The sequence below is a fragment of the Alishewanella agri BL06 genome, from assembly GCF_000272005.1.
Lineage (GTDB): Bacteria > Pseudomonadota > Gammaproteobacteria > Enterobacterales > Alteromonadaceae > Alishewanella > Alishewanella agri.
Map to the genome: position 1 here is coordinate 1 of NZ_AKKU01000003.1, position 19,328 is coordinate 19,328.

The 19,328-nt window shown below is 51.9% G+C and carries 19 protein-coding genes and 1 riboswitch; of the genes, 4 read left to right on the forward strand and 15 right to left on the reverse strand.

Translation table 11 applies throughout. The features are described 5' to 3' along the window. Nucleotides 1–91: 91 nt before the first annotated feature. The 5 genes from AGRI_RS02260 to AGRI_RS02280 form a co-directional block, all read right to left on the reverse strand. Nucleotides 92–454, reverse strand: coding sequence for a YdbL family probable chaperone protein (locus tag AGRI_RS02260; protein ID WP_008983396.1), 363 nt, complete (start codon nt 452–454; stop codon nt 92–94). A gap of 10 nt (nt 455–464) precedes the next feature. Then, the gene (locus tag AGRI_RS02265; protein WP_008983397.1) at nt 465–653 is read right to left on the reverse strand and encodes a YnbE family lipoprotein; all 189 of its coding nucleotides are present in this window, start codon (nt 651–653) and stop codon (nt 465–467) included. Next, the gene (locus AGRI_RS02270; protein WP_008983398.1) at nt 650–3,220 is read right to left on the reverse strand and encodes an intermembrane phospholipid transport YdbH family protein; all 2,571 of its coding nucleotides are present in this window, start codon (nt 3,218–3,220) and stop codon (nt 650–652) included. Before AGRI_RS02270 ends, AGRI_RS02265 begins: the two co-directional genes overlap by 4 nt. A 110-nt stretch (nt 3,221–3,330) precedes the next feature. Next, nucleotides 3,331–5,034, reverse strand: coding sequence for a M28 family metallopeptidase (locus AGRI_RS02275; RefSeq protein ID WP_008983399.1), 1,704 nt, complete (start codon nt 5,032–5,034; stop codon nt 3,331–3,333). A gap of 63 nt (nt 5,035–5,097) precedes the next feature. Then, on the reverse strand, nt 5,098–5,694 hold the full coding sequence (locus tag AGRI_RS02280) for a hypothetical protein (RefSeq protein WP_008983400.1): 597 nt from the start codon (nt 5,692–5,694) through the stop codon (nt 5,098–5,100). Between the two features lie 83 nt (nt 5,695–5,777). Here AGRI_RS02280 and AGRI_RS02285 point away from each other — a divergent pair, with 83 nt between their 5' ends. Then, the gene (locus AGRI_RS02285) at nt 5,778–6,053 is read left to right on the forward strand and encodes a DUF3081 family protein (RefSeq protein ID WP_008983401.1); all 276 of its coding nucleotides are present in this window, start codon (nt 5,778–5,780) and stop codon (nt 6,051–6,053) included. Nucleotides 6,054–6,191: 138 nt separating this feature from the next. After that, nucleotides 6,192–6,365: riboswitch (Lysine riboswitch) on the forward strand. A gap of 92 nt (nt 6,366–6,457) precedes the next feature. Further along, nucleotides 6,458–7,807: a lysine-sensitive aspartokinase 3 gene (lysC, locus tag AGRI_RS02290; protein ID WP_008983402.1), complete on the forward strand. Its 1,350-nt coding sequence runs from the start codon at nt 6,458–6,460 to the stop codon at nt 7,805–7,807. 52 nt (nt 7,808–7,859) lie between these two features. Here the strand turns inward: lysC and AGRI_RS02295 are convergent, their stop codons facing one another. From AGRI_RS02295 to queC, 3 genes are all read right to left on the reverse strand, one after another. Beyond that, entirely contained in the window at nt 7,860–8,270 is a 411-nt protein-coding gene (locus AGRI_RS02295) for a hypothetical protein (protein ID WP_008983403.1), read from the reverse strand. Beyond that, nucleotides 8,270–9,514, reverse strand: a complete 1,245-nt coding sequence (locus AGRI_RS02300; protein ID WP_008983404.1) for a dicarboxylate/amino acid:cation symporter — start codon at nt 9,512–9,514, stop codon at nt 8,270–8,272. Before AGRI_RS02300 ends, AGRI_RS02295 begins: the two co-directional genes overlap by 1 nt. Nucleotides 9,515–9,624: 110 nt before the next feature. Continuing rightward, a complete protein-coding gene (queC, locus tag AGRI_RS02305; RefSeq protein ID WP_008983405.1) occupies nt 9,625–10,281 on the reverse strand; it encodes a 7-cyano-7-deazaguanine synthase QueC in 657 nt (218 codons plus the stop codon). Nucleotides 10,282–10,386: 105 nt separating this feature from the next. Between queC and queE the strand changes: the two genes are divergently transcribed. Then, complete coding sequence (gene queE, locus AGRI_RS02310) at nt 10,387–11,052, forward strand: 7-carboxy-7-deazaguanine synthase QueE (protein WP_008983406.1); 666 nt, start codon at nt 10,387–10,389, stop codon at nt 11,050–11,052. A gap of 39 nt (nt 11,053–11,091) precedes the next feature. Here the strand turns inward: queE and AGRI_RS02315 are convergent, their stop codons facing one another. The 5 genes from AGRI_RS02315 to bepA all read right to left on the reverse strand — a co-directional run bounded on the left by AGRI_RS02315 (nt 11,092) and on the right by bepA (nt 14,578). Then, on the reverse strand, nt 11,092–11,670 hold the full coding sequence (locus AGRI_RS02315; RefSeq protein ID WP_008983407.1) for an LON peptidase substrate-binding domain-containing protein: 579 nt from the start codon (nt 11,668–11,670) through the stop codon (nt 11,092–11,094). A gap of 74 nt (nt 11,671–11,744) precedes the next feature. Continuing rightward, nucleotides 11,745–12,191, reverse strand: a complete 447-nt coding sequence (locus tag AGRI_RS02320) for a DUF2069 domain-containing protein (protein WP_008983408.1) — start codon at nt 12,189–12,191, stop codon at nt 11,745–11,747. Continuing rightward, nucleotides 12,191–12,775, reverse strand: coding sequence for an NAD(P)H:quinone oxidoreductase (wrbA, locus tag AGRI_RS02325; protein WP_008983409.1), 585 nt, complete (start codon nt 12,773–12,775; stop codon nt 12,191–12,193). Before wrbA ends, AGRI_RS02320 begins: the two co-directional genes overlap by 1 nt. Further along, nucleotides 12,772–13,119: an arsenate reductase (glutaredoxin) gene (gene arsC, locus AGRI_RS02330; RefSeq protein ID WP_040291290.1), complete on the reverse strand. Its 348-nt coding sequence runs from the start codon at nt 13,117–13,119 to the stop codon at nt 12,772–12,774. Before arsC ends, wrbA begins: the two co-directional genes overlap by 4 nt. 10 nt (nt 13,120–13,129) lie before the next feature. Further along, the gene (bepA, locus tag AGRI_RS02335) at nt 13,130–14,578 is read right to left on the reverse strand and encodes a beta-barrel assembly-enhancing protease (protein WP_008983411.1); all 1,449 of its coding nucleotides are present in this window, start codon (nt 14,576–14,578) and stop codon (nt 13,130–13,132) included. A gap of 240 nt (nt 14,579–14,818) precedes the next feature. On the opposite strand from bepA, the gene AGRI_RS02340 reads away from it, so the two are divergent. Then, entirely contained in the window at nt 14,819–15,892 is a 1,074-nt protein-coding gene (locus AGRI_RS02340) for an AI-2E family transporter (RefSeq protein ID WP_008983412.1), read from the forward strand. A gap of 51 nt (nt 15,893–15,943) precedes the next feature. Here AGRI_RS02340 and AGRI_RS02345 read toward each other — a convergent pair whose 3' ends face one another. Then, nucleotides 15,944–17,956, reverse strand: a complete 2,013-nt coding sequence (locus tag AGRI_RS02345) for a TonB-dependent receptor family protein (protein ID WP_008983413.1) — start codon at nt 17,954–17,956, stop codon at nt 15,944–15,946. Continuing rightward, nucleotides 17,956–19,074, reverse strand: coding sequence for a PQQ-dependent sugar dehydrogenase (locus tag AGRI_RS02350; RefSeq protein WP_008983414.1), 1,119 nt, complete (start codon nt 19,072–19,074; stop codon nt 17,956–17,958). Before AGRI_RS02350 ends, AGRI_RS02345 begins: the two co-directional genes overlap by 1 nt. Between the last annotated feature and the right edge of the window lie 254 nt (nt 19,075–19,328).

Below are 19,328 nucleotides of genomic sequence, written 5' to 3' on the forward strand. Positions count from 1 at the left end.
TCGCCAGTGCGAACAAAATCCAAGCAGCAAATGTCAACACGCCCTATTTCCGGCAGCATTTTTCTGCCGGAACTTTGATCTGGCGCAATATCTAGCGTTTTTGGATCCAGTTGCCGTCGAGCAAAATATAGTGCCCGCGTGCGGTGCGCTCAATGGCTTTTTGCCCAGCCATCGCTTCTACGTCGCTGACTGCAATATTATTTTCTTTGGCCAGACGGGCATATTCAGCGCGTCTGGCATCGTTAATCAGTTTGGCAATTTGTTCTGCGTCCGCACTGGCGTTAACCACACCCAGATAGCCGTTTGGCTGTTCACCTACCAAACCCTGAGCTTTAGCGTTGGGCAGCGCATTCATCGCTTGCTGTAAGTTCATTGCCAGTACCGGTAAACTGCAAGCCAGCAGCAGGGCAGCTAACCATACCCGCACCTGTTGTAACCATTGTTTCATATTCATCGCCATCTCCTTAAAATAAGCCACTGGCATCACTGAATAATTCATCCAACTGTTTATCGACCTTGATATAGATCTCATGCTGGATCTTCACATTCAGATTAATATTAATCGGTTCGTTGGCCAGCGCGACCTCCACTTTCGGGGTACAGGCGCTTGCCAGCCCCAATAGCAGAAGAGCCAGCAGTCTTTGCTTGATCATGGTTTTGCTCCTGCAGCCTGGCGGGCTGCCTGTCGTTGTTGAATAACCTGTTGTACACGTTTAGTGATAGTATCATTGAGTTTACCAGCTAGCTGCAAGCTGGCTAACATAGCCGGGATATCCTCCTCCAGATTGATATTCAGATTAATAGCCCGACCTTGTTGCACTGCCGGATTAAACCCTTGTAATTGCAGTCCCAAAGTTAAAGTACCATCAGCCTGATAGCTCACCTCGGAATTTAACAAACTAAAATGAAAATCTTCCAGCGCATCAAATACCAGTTTCATTCCGGGATTGCTGCTCGCTGCTGCCGCAGGGTTGCGATATTGCAGTCGCCCACCTGGAGCTTCTGCACTGAGTTGGCCGGCACTGACCGACAACTGTCGTTGCGCATTAAGTTGTAATGGGATCTGACCGCTGATTTTGCCGATCGCCACCACATCGCTGGCCGGATGCTGGCGCAGCAATTCCGCCAAATCCAGCTGCTGTAACTGAATATCCAGCCGTTGTGCCGGTTGGCTCAAATCCAGCCGGGTCGGTTTAACGCTAAGCTGGCCGAGTAAAAAATCGCTTTGTAGTTGTTGTAGTTCTATCACTCCTCGCTCTGGTGTTGCCAGCGCTGTCTGGTAATTGGCAACCAATTGTAACGGCCCCAGTGTCATACCATGATTGAGCTGCTGTACGCTGAGCTGGGGGACGCTAAGGCTAAGTTGTTCCGGATTGATTGCAACAGTGCTTTGGCCACTCAGATTCGTAAACAGTGTACGATCGTAAAGCCCACTTAACTCACGCAATTGCAGCTGAGCCTCAAGCAGTTGTGGTGCGGCCGGATAATGCAGTTGGCCTGAGGCCGCCAGGCGGCCACGTTGCAGTGTCAGCAACTCAGGCCAGGCACGAAAACTGTCCTGTAATGGATTTCCAGCCAGTAAAAAAATATCCGCCAGTTGCCAGCTGGCACTAAGCTTAGTTAGGGCATCTAACTGCGCCTGATACTGCACCGTCAGTCCGGGTGTATTACTTAGCTCGCCCTGTAACTGCAAAGCCTGTAACGAGCCGCTAACGCTGCTGTGTAATTGCCAGTCGGTGGTCTGTAGCTGCGGGTGCTGTAGTTGCTGTAATTGCAAACTGGCTGTGGCAGTGATCTGCACGGGTTGGTCTGATTGCTGACTAAGTTCCAGTTTTGGCAGTTGTAATGCCAGCAGCGTGTTGAGCTGCGGTGAAGTAAGTACGCTGTTCATTGTACCCTGGTGTTGTAGCTGCCACTGTCCTGCCTGCCAGCGGCCGCGCAGGGTACTGCTCAGACTACTGTTAGTCAGATTAATCTCTGCATCGGGCAATTGTAGCGCGGGCACTGCTGCAGTCCAGGCCGAGTCTTCCAGGATCAGGCTGATGTTCTGACCTAGCTGCAGCATCAGTTTGGCAGAGCCCTGCAGCTGCAGCGCCTGTGGCGTGACATCCAGGCTCTGCAAGGATAATTGCAGTGGTAATGATGTCGGATTGAGTTCTGCCGCTGTGGTATCGAGTTTGACACGGATCCCCGGTAACGGCTGATTCAGCTGCGCGGCTAATGTTGGCAGTTGCAGCTCAGTTAGTTCCAACGCTGCACTGGCCGCCCAGGTATTAATACTGGCATCAGCGACTTTTAGCTGTAAGTCCGCTTCGCCTTTTAGCAGTCCAAGATTTGGTATTAGTACCGGCGTCGGCGCACGCAACAGCAAGCGGAAATCTCCGGTTTTTAGCGGCAGGCCTGGTGCTGAAGTCTGCGCCGTTGCAGAAGTTGGCAGTTGCCAGTCACCCTGCACAAATAGCTGAACTGGCTCGGTAAACTGACTCAATACCTGTTCTGGCACTACCAGCTGCCAGTCGGCCAAGAAGGCTTGTACGGCGCCTGATGGTGGCGATAATGCCAGTGCTAGCTCAGTTTTGCCGTACAGCCCGTCTAATTGTTGTTTTAAACTTAACGCGAATTGCTCTGGCAGTTGTACGCTGGCCTGTAGCTGCCTGTCCTTGCCAAGTTGTAATTGCATATCGGTGGTCAGGGTGAGCTGCTGCGCCGGACTGCTCAGAGCCAACTGTAATAACCAGTTTTCGCGGTCAGGGCTGCTCAGCTGCAGCGTCGCACCTAACTGACACTGACCCGCCGGGCAGGGTAAATCCAGTGTCATCTGCTTTATATGCAGTTGCTGCGGCAACCAGGCCGGTAACTGCCACTCGGATGCCAGCGCTGACAGACCAAGCGGCGTTGTCGCTTCGGCGGTAGTTTTGGGCGCGTCGAGTCGCAAGTCGAGCTGCGCAGCGCGGATAGCCATTAATTGAGGGCGAAAAAATGCCGGCCAGCGCCATTCCAGCGACAGGTCATTAAACCCGGCGGTCAGCGGTTGCTTGCCATCGAGCCGGAACTGCAGCTGTTGTAGCTGGATCTGATGCAGGCTTAGCTGACGGATTTGGAAGGATAACTGACTGATGCCGGCTTGCGTTAATTGCTGTTGCAGCAGAAACCAGGCAATGCCCGCCAATAATGGCAAGCCCAGTAGCAACAACAATAAACTTTTCAGTAGCCAACGCATCTCGACTCCTGTCGGCGAATTCCCTGTTAGTGTCGGCCAGCCTAACTGAATCGGCTCTGAATTAACAATAAAAAAAGCAGCCGTAGCTGCTTTTTCAGAGGAGAAACGCCTTATTGACGGGCGTTTGCTGAAGCGTCGCGAATCGCGCGGAACTCATTACCCTGGTACCAGTTTGGCCACTGCCGGCTGTTTGCCAGGTCATTGCCCACCCGGAAATACAGGAACAGATCCTGTTGCGCACCACGCAGATCCCAGTTGTCATTCCACTCATCTTCTACCTTGTGGTAACAGCAGGCATTGTACTCAGCGCGCTGCTTGGCACCCCATTCGGCACCATGCTGATAGTGGTCGTTGCCGCCTTTGGCATACAGAATAGGCACACCTTTTTTCGACAGGCTGAAGTGATCTGAACGATAGGCAATACCGGCTTCCGGGTTCGGCTCTTTTACCGCATAGCGACCTTGTTGCTCGGTATATTTGACCAAGATCTCTTCCAGATCGGTATTACCCAGACCGACCACTACCATATCTTTCATCGGACCATAAACGTTCATCACATCCATATTGATCGCGGCGACGGTTTTCTCCAGCGGGAACACCGGATTTTCGGCATACCAGGCTGAACCCAGTAAACCACGTTCTTCGGCGGTAACCAGTACAAAGACCACTGAACGCTCAGGCTGCGGCTGCTGGGCAAAGTACTCTGCCAGCGCAATCACCGCACCGGTGCCGCTGGCGTTATCCTGGGCACCGTTAAAGACTTTGTTATTCGGATTGGAGAAGTCGACACCCAGATGGTCCCAGTGTGCCATGTAAAGCACATATTCATCCGGATACTTGCTGCCCTCGATATAGCCAACGACGTTACTGGATTCCAGTTCACGCAAGTTATTCTGGATGCTAATTGAAGCTTTAACATTCAGCGGCACCGGTTTGAATTCGCCGGACAAGGCTTGTTTACGCAAGGTTTCGATGTCGCTACCGATATTGGCAAACAGTTTTTGCGCCGTTTCGGTGGTAACCCAGCCCTCAACCTTGGCGCGGTCCATATTTTTGTTTTCTTTAATTAAATCAAACTTAACCGGTGAGCCATGTGCCACCACACCCCAGCCATAGCTGGCGGCGTCAGTTTCGTGAATAATCAGTGCCATGGCGGCACCCTGACGCGCGGCTTCTTCAAACTTGTAAGTCCAGCGGCCGTAATAGGTCATAGCGTTGCCGTTAAACAGCTTTGGATCCTGAGTGGCAAAGCCCGGATCGTTAACAAACATCACCACGGTTTTGCCTTTTACATCCAGACCTTCATAGTCATTCCAGTTATATTCCGGAGCAACAATGCCGTAGCCAACAAACACCATCTCGCTTTCGGTCACTTCCACTGCTTCTGTTACCTGAGTGGTCCAGGCAAACATCTCATCACGGTAAACCAGCTCAGCCGGTAGTTGTTCGCCGCCACCGCTTAGTTTCATCGCTGAAACCTGCTTCGGATCGATTTGTACCAGCGACACTGGTTGCTTGTAGCTGTCGCCATCGATAGCTTTTAAGCCAATGCGCTTAAAATTTTCTTCCAGATAAGCAACAGTCAATTCCTCGCCCTTAGTAGCCGGGGCGCGCCCCTGAAAGCGATCTTCTGACAGCGTTTTAATATACTCGGCCAGCTTAGGGTTAAACTCGGTATCGACCAATTCAGTGCTTGCCGTTGTGCTGGCAGGTGCAGGTTCTACGCTTTGTTGCGCCGGTTTACCGCAGGCCGTCAGTGCCATTGCGGCAGAGAGTGCCAGCAGCATGGCCGGTTGTTTCAGATTGTGTAACATCGGTTTTTCCTTGGTGTTGTCTGATGTTTGATAAGACTGCAGTCTGTAACTGCAGCGGAACTGTTAGTCGGCATAGCCCCAAGGCACAGGAGGCAAGCTGACCGGCTTAGTTAGATCGAAGTCGACCCTAAACTCCCGGCCTTCACGTACCAGGCGATAGCTAAATTGCTCCGGGTAAATATACATTTGCCAGGTGTTGCCGATGGATTGCGGAACACCACGCGCTGCAAATAACTCTTTTGAGTACTGATCGGCAGGGAAGGACTGCGCATTTGGCCAGCCCGCATCAACGGTATGGCCGCCATACATGGTTTGCTCATCATGTGAGCCATCCTGATTCCGGTGATCATGCTTTAACGATAAACCGGCGCCGGTTTTGGTAATAATCCAGGTTCGGGAATGGTTATCACCAACATGGAAAGGAATCTGCAATTCAGTGTCGGTACAGCGACGTACGTGCATAATCAACGCACCTTCAAAGCCCGGTGCGGCAGGATTATCTACCGCAATTTTGCCGGCAAAGGCTTTGCCGCAAAGTGCTTTGATTTTTTCGAAGAAGGCATCATGGGTGGCGATAGATACCAGTGGCGCAGGTTGTACAATTTGCGCCTGGGCAGCAAAAGTTAGCCCCAGAGAGAGTGCTAATAGGGTTTTTTTCATCTTTTTCTCCTTATAATAGCCCTGAATATACCGCGGATACGTACCGGGTTCAAACCGAACCGGAACAGAACAAGGCGAGCAGCATGCAAAACGAAATTGATGGCAAGTTTTTGCTGAATCTTTATGCAAAAATCGAAAAACATGGCGAGGTGGCTTCTACACCCCACGGCAGCGGCTTTCAACTCGACGGCATTACGATCAGTCAGGGGTTTGATGGTTATGAAGCCTATTTTTCTGATGGTCAGGTGCAGTTAACTCTGGGCTTTCATAATAAATGGCACGCGGATGCCAGCACTGAGCAACAAATGGAGCGTTTTTTAGAAAAATTAAAACATATCCAGCAGTCTTACAGCTTGTAGGCGGGCTGTTGAGCGGTTTTTTTCAAATTTTGCTTGACGCTATGCAAAATAAAAGGCATCTTGCCGTTTAGATGGCTAAAGGGCTGTTTGCTTTTAGAGTCAGAACAAGATAAAGTACGCCGCGTCAATCGTATTCGATAGACCAGAAGAGGCGCGCTAGCCAGGTATGTGATGTCAGAGCTCTATCGCTCGCAGCAGCACAGAGGGGGTTTAGCGCCGAGGACAAACAACAGGTAGAGGTTGTTTGTTCGGTTGCCAGGGCTGAATCCCTGGGACTGTCACCTGATGTTTTGGTGGAGAGCTTCTGGCCTTTGTTATATACAGCAACGGTCTGTTTCCATTCTCGTTTTGCTCACTAGCAAATGCCATGCTCTGCTTATCTGTTTTGTTAAGGAGAGACCCCCGTGTCCAAACTAATTATTGCCAAATTTGGTGGTACCAGCGTTGCTGACTTCGATGCAATGACGCGTTGTGCTGATATCGTGCTAGCTGATGAAAATATCCGGGTGGTGGTGGTCAGTGCCAGCTCGGGTGTGACTAACCTGCTGGTTGACATTACCAAAACCACAGAAGTACAGCAGCGTTATGATGCCTATGCCGGCATCGAGCAAATTACGCTGAACGTGCTCAATCGCTTGCAGCAGCCACATAGTGTTGCCGCGCAAATTGAATTGTTATTAGGCGAATTAAAAGCGCTGATTGAAAATGGCGGTGCGGTTTACAGCAGCGCGCATAAAGATTTAATTCAGTCCTTTGGTGAGCGTTTAAGTTCCGTGCTGTTTACACAAGTGTTGCTGGAGCGTGGTAGTGCCGCCTTATGTTTCGATGTTCGCCGTATTATGCGCACCGACAGCCGGTTTGGTAAGGCAGAGCCCCAAATTCAACAACTGGCTGAGCTTGCGGCCATCCATCTGCAACCTCTGCTGGTCGAGCAGCGTATCGTGACTCAGGGCTTTATTGGTGCTGATGAATTTGAGCAAACCACCACCTTAGGGCGCGGCGGTTCAGACTACAGCGCGGCCTTACTGGCCGAAGCGTTACAGGCGGCGACCGTACAGATCTGGACCGATGTGGTCGGTATTTTCACTACTGATCCACGTTTAACCAGTGATGCCCGTTGTATCCGCGAAATCAGTTTCGATGAAGCGGCGGAAATGGCAACCTTCGGTGCCAAGGTACTGCATCCGGCAACCTTGTTACCGGCGATGCGACAGAATATTGCGGTCTTTGTCGGCTCCAGCCGTGAGCCACAAGCCGGAGGAACCTGGATTGCCAAAGATGTAAAAGAGCGGCCTCCTTATCGCGCTATTGCACTGAGAAAAGCCCAAACGCTGATTACCGTAAAAAGCCCTGCCATGTTGCATGCACCGGGTTTCTTAACCCGGGTGTTCGATACCTTAAGCCGGCATCAAATTTCTGTCGATCTGGTTACAACCTCAGAAATCAGTGTCGCTCTAACTTTGGATCAGGGCGGCATGACCAGTGCATTTAGCAGCAATGTCGAACCAGCTCTGGATGAATTGCGTACCTTCTGCGAAGTGTCAGTGGAAGAGGGGTTGAGTCTGGTGGCAGTGATTGGTAATCATTTGCACAGCAGTAAAGGCGTTTCCGGTGAGCTGTTCAGTACGCTGGAGCGCATTAATATGCGCTTAATTTGCCACGGGGCGTCAAAACATAACCTGTGCTTCCTGGTGCAGGATAGTGACGGTCCGGCAGTGGTAAAACAACTGCATCAGTGTTTGTTTGCTGCCTGAAGCAGACAGTGAAAACAAAGCCCCACTTGTTCGCGGGGCTTTTTTGTTGCGGTTAATCCGGCAAGGTTGCGTGTAGTTCACCCTGCAGGCAAAGGCGTTGACCAATGCCGACCATAGAGACCTGTTCGCACCAAAGGTGCAGTGGCTGCGGATGGTCAGCCAATTTTAACAATAATTGGTCGGCGCCCAACCTTGCCACAACCTCCCCGCAAACTCTGACCAGTGGCATACCGTTCACCAGCGGTTGCAAGGCTGGGCTAAGTTGTTCGGCATCGGTAAACGTGGCTTGCCACAGCGATAAGTTAAGCTGCTGATAGTCAGTCGTTTGCTCCAGCCTATCAAGTTCTGCTTCGTCGGCATCAATAATCAGAGTCTGTAAGCCGGCATAACTGCACTCTGCCAGCTCTGCGCCGGCATGAAACGGCAGTCGGCTCAGCCGTTTTAGTTTGACGCTGATTTGCATTAACGGCTCGCCATGCCAGTAGCTTGTTCAGCCTGTTCCGGCTCTTCCAGTAAGCCTTCCTGCTTTGCTACCACGCGGGCGACCATTAAATCACCTGAGACGTTGGTTGCCGTGCGCATCATATCGATAATGCGATCGACCGCAGCAATAAAGGCAATACCTTCCAGCGGCAAGCCAACCACACTCAGGGTGACGGTCAGCATCACCATGGCGGTGCCGGGTACGCCTGCTGTACCCAGTGATGCCAGGGTAGCGGTACCGGCAATGAGCAGATAATCCATAGTATCGAGCGGTATGCCGTAAATATGGGCAATAAAGATTGCCGCAATGGCAGGGAAGATGCCACCACAGCCATCCATATTAATGGTGGCACCCAGCGGCAACACAAAGCTGGCATAATTTTTCGATACCTTCAGCTCTTCGGTGGCAACCTTAAAGCTCACTGGCAGCGTACCGTAACTGCTGGCGCTACTGTAAGCGACCAGCTGGGCGGGCAGTATGGCTTTAAAGAATTGACGCCATGACATAGCGCCAAAGACTTTTACCATACCGCCATAGACGATAGCGATATGCAGCAGGCAGGCAAGATAAATCGCGCCAATAAACTTCGCCAGCGGCAACAAGGTTGCCAGACCAAAGCTGCCGACGGCCCAGGCCATCAGGCCAAAGACACCGAACGGAGTGAGTTGCAGCACCATGCGGGTGATGGCGTACATAATCTCCGCACCGGCGTTAACCAGTTTTTTCATCGGTTCCGCTTTTTCACCGACCTGATTAATGGCGATACCCACTAGTACCGCAAACACAATAATTTGTAATACCTTAGCTTCAGCCAGAGCGGCAACCGGATTGGTTGGGATCAGGCCGGTCAGTACATCAGCGACCGGTGGAATATCACGCTGTCGCACTTCAGTGGTGGTCAGTTGTAAAGCGTCGCCCCAGGGGACCAAACTACCAATGGTCAGGCCAATCAGACTGGCAATAAAGGCGGTAAGCAAGAATAAGGCAACGGTTTTAAAAGCCAAACGCTGCATTTTGCTGCTATCAGCAAGCGACGTAATGCTGTTAATCAGTGCAAAAAAGACTAACGGCACGACCAGCATCCGGATGGCATTAATAAAGAGTGTGCCCAGAGGTTTAAATACACTGGCGTCCTGGCCGAGCAGCACACCGGTGAATACACCCAGGAGCAGGGCGCCCAGCACCCGCTGCCAGAAAGGAATGGCAAACCAGAACTTCAACATCGTTACCTCAATTAACAGTCAGTTAGCGGCTTTACAGCGGCAGCATCGCAGGGCGCTCAGTATAAAATGAAAAACGGCCACAACAAGGCCGTTTTGTCATAAGTTATAAGCTATTCGTAGCTAAGTGGATCAACGGCCTGATTTAAGGCGAAGGCTTCCAGCCGCTCCTGACAAGAGCCACACTTGCCGCAGGCCTTTTCTCGACCGTTGTAGCAGGTCCAGGTTTTGCTGTAATCCAGCCCCATCGCCAGACCATCTCTTAAAATTTCAATTTTGGTCTGCGCCAGATAAGGGCTGACAATATCCACCGGCTCATAGTTGGCGATCTGGCAGACATCATTCATCTTCTGCACAAACTCCGGCCGGCAGTCAGGGTAAATAAAGTGATCGCCGCTATGCGCACCATAATACACCGCCCGGGCACCGATAGAGTCGGCATAACCTACCGCTAGCGCCAGTAATATCATATTACGGTTGGGTACTACCGTTGATTTCATGTTATCGGCCGCGTAGTGGCCTTCTGGTACCTCAATATCGCTGGTTAGCGATGAGCCACTTAACAACTGATTGATAGCAGAGATATCAACAATTTTGTGCTTAACACCCAGTTCAGCACAGACCTGTTCAGCGCATTTCAGTTCTTTAACATGGCGCTGGCCATAGTTAAACGACAGCGCATAGACGTCGTGACCATCCCGTAGTGCCTTATGTAATACCGTGTAGGAATCCATACCACCGGAATAAATCACCACAACTTTTTGCGTCATTGGCTGCTCTCTCTTGTATAATGCCGGAAAATCGGGCCGCGTAGTATAGCGCAACACATCCCGGCATGCATTAGCCGCTTGTAAGTGAGTAAAGGATCCCTAAGCTTGTATCAGGTAAACGAAGTATTTCAGACCATTCAGGGGGAAGGCCGGTATACCGGCACCCCAGCAATTTTTGTGCGGTTACAAGGCTGTCCGGTTGGCTGCAGCTGGTGTGATACCAAACATACCTGGACTCTTGATCCTGAGCTGGCGATTACTCCGGACCAATTGCTGGCCAAGCGCGGCGACAGTCCGAGTTGGACCGGGATAACGCCTGCTGCGCTTCTGGCGCTGTTTCAACAACAGGGTTATCAGGCGCGGCATGTGGTAATCACCGGCGGTGAGCCTTGTATGTTTGACTTAACGTCACTATGCCAGACCTTGCACGCGGCGGGTTACAGCACACAAATTGAAACCAGCGGCACTTTTGAAATCAAGGCGCCGCCTGATACCTGGGTAACGGTATCGCCAAAACTGAATATGCCGGGGGGCTATCCGGTGCTGCCCAGTGCGCTTAAGCGGGCTGATGAAATCAAACATCCGGTGGCGATGCAAAAGCATGTCGACGAGTTGGTAGCATTGTTAGATCTGCATCAACTTAACGGTAAGCTGGTGTATTTGCAGCCTATCAGCCAGCAAAAGCGGGCGACGGAGCTTGCCATTGCCAGTTGTATCAAGCACAACTGGCGGCTAAGTGTGCAGGTTCACAAATACTTGGGTATTGAATAACTGCGGAAGGCTCTGATAGCCAACCCGGTGCTTGATCACTCAGGCGTTATGCGACAACCAGCCTTGCAGTTCCCGCAGGCAGTGTTCCGGGCTTTGCTGAGCAAGGTCCTGTTTTAACGCCGGCTGCATCGGTAGCAACTCCAGCCAGCGACCAGCCAGCCAGGCGGCATCATTAAGTTGTGGCTGCGGATAGAGTGCAGACAGTTGCGGATATTCAGCCAGTAAATCAGAGAAGGCTTGAGCCAACTGCGATTGCTCGCGAGAGAGCGAGCAAGTAGGCCAGTCAGACTGCGGTTGTACCTCGGCGACATGCAATTTATCGTCTTCCTGCCAACGCCGCACAATGCGTTGCCGGGCGACGCCTTTAATGGTAATACCCAGCAAACCGTCGGGCAGGGTTTCGAAGTCCTCTACCTCCACCTTACAGACCAGCGGCAGGATCCGGTCCGGATGCTGCTGACTGACAAAAGGGTTCAGACTTGCCATTGCAAAGGCTCTTTTGCCACTGACCGCCTCTTTTACCAAACGGACATAGCGTGGTTCAAATACCCGTAATTTCATTCTGCCTTGTGGTAACAGAAAACTGCTTAATGGGAACAGCGCCAATTGTTCGTTCATCTTACTACACTACCTGGAAAACACCTTTGATATTACGAGGCGCTAAACTAAGCAGATTGGCCAGATGAAAAAAATTAACTGCGCCGCACCGGATCGTCTTTCAGTTTGGGTATTTTCAGCCCAAGTTCTTTGCCGCGGTTACGGGCATAGTAGGTACAACCATAAAACATCAGGCTCGCCAGCAGCAATTCCAGCACCGAAAACCAAAAATAGCTGCCACTGCTAACCCACAGATTAGTGAGGCTATGTAAAAAATACAGCATAACAATAAAGTTGGCCCAGGCGAAGGTATAGGCATTGCCTTTGATGATGCCCCACATCGGTAACCATAGGGGTAACCAGAGCAGCAACAGGGTACTCACCACACTGGGTTTAAGCGCCTGGTCCTCACCATAGCTAACCGGTGCCAGCCAGAGTTGCCATAATGGAATCAATAACCACAGGCCCCAGTAGCCGAGACGTCCAAGTAATAAAAAACGCCGGGTATCGGCGGCCATTGGGATACTATTTGCAGCTTGCATTAGTCACTGAACCCCTGTTGTTTTAAACTGGCACTTAACAAGGCCAGACGTTTTCCGAATGCCAGCGCCAGCCGCTGCTCGTCGACACTGAGCTGATTATCCTGTTGCAGACCACTGACATGGCTGGGGCCATAGGGTGTGCCACCACTTTGGGTTTTATGTAGCTCCGGTTCACTATAAGGGACACCCATCAGTACCATACCATGATGTAGTAAGGGCAGCATCATACTCAATAGATTGGCCTCATTACCGCCATGTAAGCTGCCCGACGAGGTAAAAACCCCGGCGGCTTTGTTAATCAGCTCACCTTTTAGCCAGCAGGCCGTCGTGCTATCCCAGAAGGCTTTGGCTTCGGCGGCCATATTACCAAAACGCACCGGACTGCCAAACGCCAAACCATCACAAGCCGTCAGCTCTGCTTGCGTCACCGGTGGATGGCGGGTGGTTTCGCGGTCATTAAAACCGGGAATACTGCGCAACCAGGCCTCGGCACCGGCTTGTTGCACGCCATGGGCAATTTTCTCCGCTAAGGCGGCGACCGAGCCATGGCGGGAATAATACAACACCAGTACTCGGGCCGTCATGGTAACAACGCCTGCAATTGCTCCAGTGGCCGGCCAATAGCGGCTTTGTCACCCACCACCAGTACCGGACGTTCCATTAAGCGCGGATGCGCGGCCATAGCCGCAATCAGTTCAGTCTCGCTTAACCGTGGATTCTCCAGACCAAGCGTCTGGTATTCTTCTTCTTTGGTCCGTAGCAGTGAGCGCGCAGGCAGCTGCAGTTTCGCCAGCAAACTCTGCAGTTCTGTGGCATTAAGCGGCGTTTTTAAATATTCAACGATAGTAAAGTCATGGCCGCTTTGTTGCAGCCAAGCCAGGGCATCACGACTTTTTGAACAACGTGGGTTGTGGAACAGGGTAATCATCATCTCTCACTTACATCCGTTGCAACCGGTCAAATTCGGCTTGCAGTTGGCGTTTTTTGGCTTCTAAGCGCCGGTTTTCCAGCCTGGCTTCGGCTGGCAGATGATTCAAGGCTTCGTTGAGATCATCAATGGCTTTCGGGTAGTTGGCTAATTGGTAGAATAAATCTGCCCGGGTTTCATAATAGCGGGCAAACTCTTCCTTTTGCTTGTAGGCATCGGCGAGCAAATCCAGCGCCAAGATATTATCATCTTTGTAATACAACAGATTGCGTAGCAGGTGAATGGCCAGTTGATGGCTGCCGGCTTTGAGTGCAACGTTGGCGTAGTTAAGCGTAACCACCTGATTATTCGGACGTAACAGATATTCTTGTTGCAACAGGTCCAGTGCTTGTTGGTATTGCTGCTGGCCAATCATCACATCAGTCAGTACATCCAGATAGTACAGATTATGTGGGTCTTGCTCCAGCAGAGGTTCAATTTGAGCGCGTGCTGCTGCGTAATCTTTGTTATCGAGCAAGGCGACCGCCAGACCATAGCGATTGGCGCGGGTATTACCACCAGGCTCGGCCAATTTACGTTGGAAAATCGTCAACGCATCTTTGGTATCATGGTGATAGCGGGCGAGAACTCTCGCTTTGCTTAGCGTAAAATCCATGCTATCCGGCACGAAACGGGTTGGAAACTGTTGCGCTCTTAGCCGGGTATCACTGACCCGAGCCTGAGACAGCGGGTGGGTTTGCAGGAACGCCAATTGCTGGTTAACAAAGCGCGATTGCTCGCTCAATTTAGTAAAAAACTGGGGTACGGCATTGGGATCAAAGCCGGCTTCCGCCAGAATGGTCATGCCGATACGATCTGCTTCCTGCTCGTTACTGCGGGTAAAGTTAATTGCACTTTGCTGCGCCGCGCCCTGTGACGCCATCATCGCTGCCATCCCGGCTTCCGGATTCACCGTAGCCAGTACAATAGCACCGAGTAAGCTGGCGATAGTCAGCGGCGCGCGCTGGTTCTGTGCTTCGACAAAACGGGCGATATGGCGCTGGGTGACGTGCGCAATTTCGTGTGCCATCACCGAAGCAAATTCACTTTCGCTGTCAGCTACTGCCAGCGTGCCGGTATGCGAGGCAATATTACCGCCGAGCGTGGCGAAGGCATTAATCTGGCGGTTATTGACCCAATAAAACTTAAACGGGAATTTGACGTCATTGGCACGCGCCACCAGGCGGTTACCCAAAGCATTAATGTACTCATCGAGCAGGGGGTCATAGATCATCGGCAACTGACCACGGGTTTGCCGCATCATCACATCGCCCAGCTGTTTCTCTTTTTCCGGCGTTAGTGTTGAAAAGGCATTACCACCAATATCCGGCAGTTTATTCAGTGCCTGCGCCGGACTGCTCTGCAGCAGCATCAGCAGGATACTGGTAGCGAATGTCAATTTAACTGCTTGGCGTATCATAACAACGGACCTATTCTGCGGTACTAGCGGATTTTCACAAGCTTTGGCTGTTATCCGGTAACGAAGTTCAGTTTAGTGGCGCCAATAGTCGCCAGCTGCTGAATTTTTCTACGTTATCCAACTCATTGCCGGATCTGAGGCTAATTTAGCACAACCCGGCGGTTAAGCGACAGAGGCTTACTTAGCGAGCAGCCTTGTTGTTATACTGAGTCGGACTAACGATAACAACGTGGAGTAGGCATGCTTGATTGGTTAAGAAAGTGGTACACCAATAAATTCTCAGATCCGCAGGTTGTGACATTGTTCCTGATGTTAGTGTTAGGTTTTCTGGCGCTATATTGGCTCAGTGGCATGCTGGCGCCGGTGCTGGTGGCTATTGCTTTTGCTTACTTACTGGAGTGGCCGGTGGCCCGCTTGTGCCGGATTGGTGTAAGCCGCACTCTGAGCACGGCGTTGGTGGTGCTGGCATTTATGGGCTTGTTAACGCTGATCTTAATGTGGGTAATGCCACTCGCCTGGTATCAGGGCCGGACTTTATTGCGCGATCTGCCACAGATGATCGAAATTGGTCGCACCTACTTACTGCAATTGCCGGAACTCTTGCCTGGCATGGTCAGCGACGAGCAAATCTTGTTATTGATGCACTCAGTAGAAGAGCGGGTGATGGCCTTTGGCCGGCAAATGTTATCTACATCGCTGGCCTCGATTGTCAGCCTGGTGGCTTTACTGGTTTATCTGGTACTGGTGCCGGTGATGGTGTTTTTTATGTTGAAAGACAAAACCCAGTTGAGTGCAGGCTTTGTGCAGTTTTTGCCAGAGGAACGTAAACTTATTTCACAAGTCTGGCATGAAATGAACATTCAGATCATGAATTATATCCGCGGTAAAATGTTGGAAATATTAATCGTCGGTGGTGTCAGTTATCTGGTGTTTACGCTGTTTGGCTTAAACTATGCGCTATTATTGGGGATTCTGGTTGGGCTATCGGTATTAATTCCTTACATCGGTGCAGCCGTTGTGACCTTGCCTGTGGCACTGGTCGGGTTATTTCAGTGGGGGTTTAGCGCGGAGTTTGGCTATCTGATGTTGGCCTATGGCATTATCCAGGCGCTGGATGGCAATGTGTTAGTGCCGCTGTTGTTTTCAGAAGTCGTCGATTTGAACCCGGTTTATATTATTATTGCTGTGCTGTTCTTTGGTGGCTTGTTTGGTTTCTGGGGCGTGTTTTTTGCGATACCGTTGGCGTCGCTGGTAAAGGCGACGATCAAGGCCTGGTCGACCCGGATGCATCCGGCAGAACCAGAAAACGCGTGAAGCGCAATAGGTTGTGTCGCCAAGCGCCGACACAACCACTTTTCCAGGGCGTTACCATAAGTAATCAATGCTCAGACCGGCACTCAGTTGCCGGCCTGGTGCCGGTTCAAAGGCGCGGCCATTACTTTGATTGACAACGACAGCACCGACGTTCGCTCTGTCAGTCAGATTTTGTAATTCCAACCAATACCGTAGTTGCCAGTGGCCCAGTTGCTGCCTTGCGTAGGCGCTGAGATCAAACCTGACCGCGGACGGTGCAAACTGACTGTTCTGATCATCAATGGCAATGCGGCTACGATAATGGCTGCGCCATGCTAAATGCACCGGCAAACTGGCGAACGGTTGCCAATCGAGCTGCCAAAGGGCATCCCATTTTGCTACACCTGGTAGTCGATTACCGGCCAGTTCAGCATCGACAAAGGCCGCGTCCATCCAGCTTAAGCTGAGTTGCTGTGATAGCTGCGCTGTTATTTGTTGCTGCCACCGCGCTTCGACCCCCTGCCGAGAGGTCGCCCCGGCATTACGATAGCTGGTGCGGCCGTTATCTGAACTGGCGACCAGTAGCTCGTCACTGCTGCGGATGCTGAACAGGCTAATACTGCCACGCCCAGCGCCGGCAGCATATTTTAACCCGGTTTCCCACTGCCGGTTTTCACTGGCGTTTAATGCCAGATTCAAACCACTGCCACTCGGCTGGTAGGCGAGTTCGGCCAGAGTAGGGGCCTCAAAGCCCAGACCCGTGCTAACAAACCAGGCCCAGTTCGCACTTAGCCGATAGTTTAGTCCCAGGGCGGCGGCATGCTGATAGTAAGTCTTCGCGCCACTATCATCCGGATTGGCGCCGCTGATAAAGCGATCACGGATCTGATATTCCAGTTCGGTATAGCGCAGGCCGCCGTCAATACTCAGTGCGCTGTTGGCCTGATAGCTGACGCGCCAATACAGGTCACGATTCTCAGCCAGATTGGTTTCATCGCGGCGCAGCTCGCCGCGCTGACCAAAATCGTTCACAAAGCCCTGGCGTTCGTCATCGCTGCTGACCCAGGCAAATCCCAGGGTAGTGCTCAGATCCGGGCGCAAGCGCCACTGCTGTTGGCCATTGATACCCTGATATTGCCGGTCGAGCTGAATGTCGCCGCCAGCCGAGGTTATCGCGGCGCCGGTAAATGCCAGCCGTTGCTGCACTTCACGTTGACCTTGCCAGACCGCTAATTGCCACGGGGTGTTGCCTTCATCCTGCAATTGCACGCTGAGCTGGCGTTGACGTGTCTGTTTCGTGGTATCAAATAAGGCAGCCTGACTGACGGTTTGCTCCGGATCCTGTCGCCACTGTTCGGGTGTCAGACTTAATGGATCCTGTAACAGGGGATCATAAGCCCAATCCAGACGCAGGCGTAAGCTCAGCTCGTTAGCGAGCTGATATTGCCACAGACTTTGCAGTTGTTGCTTGCGGGCCGCTGATTGCGGGCGAAAGCCGTCGGTTTCGAAATGCTTGGCACTGAGGCTAAATTGCTGCCGTTCTCCCTGCTGCTGCACGGAAAATTGGCTTTGCTGATGTTGCTGGCTCAGGGCATAGCTTGCGCCCAGCGCGGACGGGCGGTCGTAAGCGGTTTTCAAGGCAATCACACCACCAGCGCCATTGCCATAGAGCACCGCCAACGGGCCGCGTAATACTTCGATCTCGCCAATATTATCCAGCAAAACACTCGAGAGTTGGCCCTGACCATCCGGCGAGGAAATCGGAATGCCGTCCTGTGTCAGATAAATGCCGCGTACACCAAAAGCACTGCGACTACCAAAGCCTCTGATACTAAGACGGGTATCCTGAGCAAAGTTGGCCCGGCTATCAACCTGCAGTCCGGGGATACCCTGTAATAATTGACCGCTATCAATCAACAAGCCGGCAGCAGGGATTGATCTGACCTCAATGCTGGCTGCGGCATCCAACCAGCTTTGTTGTTGATTGGCAGTAATGACGATCACTTCCGGTGTCTGCGCCAGCGTTACAGACGATACCGCCAGCATAACGCTGGCGGTAACAGGATTTAACAGACGAGCAGGCATCAGTTGCTTGCTGCCCGTAAGCGTAACAATTGTCCGTCAGCCTGGTCGGTTAACAGATAGACGGCACCATCCGGTCCCTGACGCACGTCACGGATCCGCTGGCCGATCATAATCCGCTCTTCATGGCTGACTTTCTCGCCATCCAGCTCTAACCGCACTAACTGACCGAAGCGTAACGAACCCACCAGCAGATTGTTTTGCCAACCCGGGATCGCATCGTCGAGGTAGAAGGTCATGCCACTGGGTGCAATGGACGGCACCCAGTAGTGCAGCGGCTGTTCCATACCCTCTTTAGCAGTTTGACCAATTTTGCCACCGCCATATTCTTCACCATAGGTGATGGTAGGCCAACCGTAATTGCGGGTAGCGCGGGTGATATTAATTTCATCACCGCCCTGAGGCCCATGCTCATGCGTCCAGAGCTCTTTGCTAACCGGATGCAGCGCCGCACCTTGAATATTACGATGGCCGTAGGACCAGATATCGTCCAGTACCTTATCATCTTTTACATAAGGATTGTCTGCCGGCACACTACCGTCCAGGTTTAAACGTACGACTTTACCGTGGTGGTTATCGAAGGTTTGCGCGTCCTGACGGCGTTGGCCACGGTCGCCCAGCGTAACAAACAGATGACGATCGTCTGTTATCACCAGCCGGCCCCCAAAGTGGTGACGACTTTGAAATTTCGGCGCCGCGCTGAAAATCACCGTGACATCCGTCAGCGTATTGTCGCGCAGCGTAGCCCGGGCCACAGCGGTGCTGCTGCCGCCAGCGGCTGGCTCGTTATAGCTGATAAAAATTTGTTGGTTTTGCGCAAAGTCCGGATGTAATAACACATCCAGTAAACCGCCCTGGCCGGCAACTTCAACTGCCGGCAAACCGGTTAACGGCTCACTGAGGCTGCCATCCTGATTGATATAGCGAATGCGTCCCGGACGTTCCGTCACCAGCATGCGGCCGTCAGGTAAAAATGCCAGGCCCCACGGATGCTCTAAGCCAGACGCAACTTTATCCAGCGTTAATTTGGCTTTTTCAGTATTGATATCCTGGGCGCTGGCACTGCTTAACGCCAGTGATAGCGTAGCGGCGAGTAACGAGAATGAGAGAGATTTTTTCATATTCAGCTCCTGTGACTGAAGGCTCAGTGCAGCTGTGCGCTGCGACCTTAATTGGCGTTTCGATGGTAGCAATCCGGCAGGCGTTCGCCAGTATTTTCAGGTAAAATGCCTGCCGAATCAGCTGAATCAGCTCTGTAAATAGTCCAGAACGACCTGATGATGGTTGCTGGTTTTGAAGTTATCAAACACTTTGGCAATTCGACCGTCGGATTCGATTAAAAAGCTAATGCGGTGCTGGTTTATGCTCCATAAAG

Bases quoted from the DNA above. Each gene is read 5' to 3' on its own strand.
- AGRI_RS02260 (WP_008983396.1), bottom strand. From the start codon at position 454: ATGAATATGAAACAATGGTTACAACAGGTGCGGGTATGGTTAGCTGCC.
- AGRI_RS02265 (WP_008983397.1), bottom strand. From the start codon at position 653: ATGATCAAGCAAAGACTGCTGGCTCTTCTGCTATTGGGGCTGGCAAGC.
- AGRI_RS02270 (WP_008983398.1), bottom strand. From the start codon at position 3,220: ATGCGTTGGCTACTGAAAAGTTTATTGTTGTTGCTACTGGGCTTGCCA.
- AGRI_RS02275 (WP_008983399.1), bottom strand. From the start codon at position 5,034: ATGTTACACAATCTGAAACAACCGGCCATGCTGCTGGCACTCTCTGCC.
- AGRI_RS02280 (WP_008983400.1), bottom strand. From the start codon at position 5,694: ATGAAAAAAACCCTATTAGCACTCTCTCTGGGGCTAACTTTTGCTGCC.
- AGRI_RS02285 (WP_008983401.1), top strand. From the start codon at position 5,778: ATGCAAAACGAAATTGATGGCAAGTTTTTGCTGAATCTTTATGCAAAA.
- AGRI_RS02295 (WP_008983403.1), bottom strand. From the start codon at position 8,270: ATGCAAATCAGCGTCAAACTAAAACGGCTGAGCCGACTGCCGTTTCAT.
- AGRI_RS02300 (WP_008983404.1), bottom strand. From the start codon at position 9,514: ATGTTGAAGTTCTGGTTTGCCATTCCTTTCTGGCAGCGGGTGCTGGGC.
- queC (WP_008983405.1), bottom strand. From the start codon at position 10,281: ATGACGCAAAAAGTTGTGGTGATTTATTCCGGTGGTATGGATTCCTAC.
- AGRI_RS02315 (WP_008983407.1), bottom strand. From the start codon at position 11,670: ATGAACGAACAATTGGCGCTGTTCCCATTAAGCAGTTTTCTGTTACCA.
- AGRI_RS02320 (WP_008983408.1), bottom strand. From the start codon at position 12,191: ATGCAAGCTGCAAATAGTATCCCAATGGCCGCCGATACCCGGCGTTTT.
- wrbA (WP_008983409.1), bottom strand. From the start codon at position 12,775: ATGACGGCCCGAGTACTGGTGTTGTATTATTCCCGCCATGGCTCGGTC.
- arsC (WP_040291290.1), bottom strand. From the start codon at position 13,119: ATGATTACCCTGTTCCACAACCCACGTTGTTCAAAAAGTCGTGATGCC.
- bepA (WP_008983411.1), bottom strand. From the start codon at position 14,578: ATGATACGCCAAGCAGTTAAATTGACATTCGCTACCAGTATCCTGCTG.
- AGRI_RS02340 (WP_008983412.1), top strand. From the start codon at position 14,819: ATGCTTGATTGGTTAAGAAAGTGGTACACCAATAAATTCTCAGATCCG.
- AGRI_RS02345 (WP_008983413.1), bottom strand. From the start codon at position 17,956: ATGCCTGCTCGTCTGTTAAATCCTGTTACCGCCAGCGTTATGCTGGCG.
- AGRI_RS02350 (WP_008983414.1), bottom strand. From the start codon at position 19,074: ATGAAAAAATCTCTCTCATTCTCGTTACTCGCCGCTACGCTATCACTG.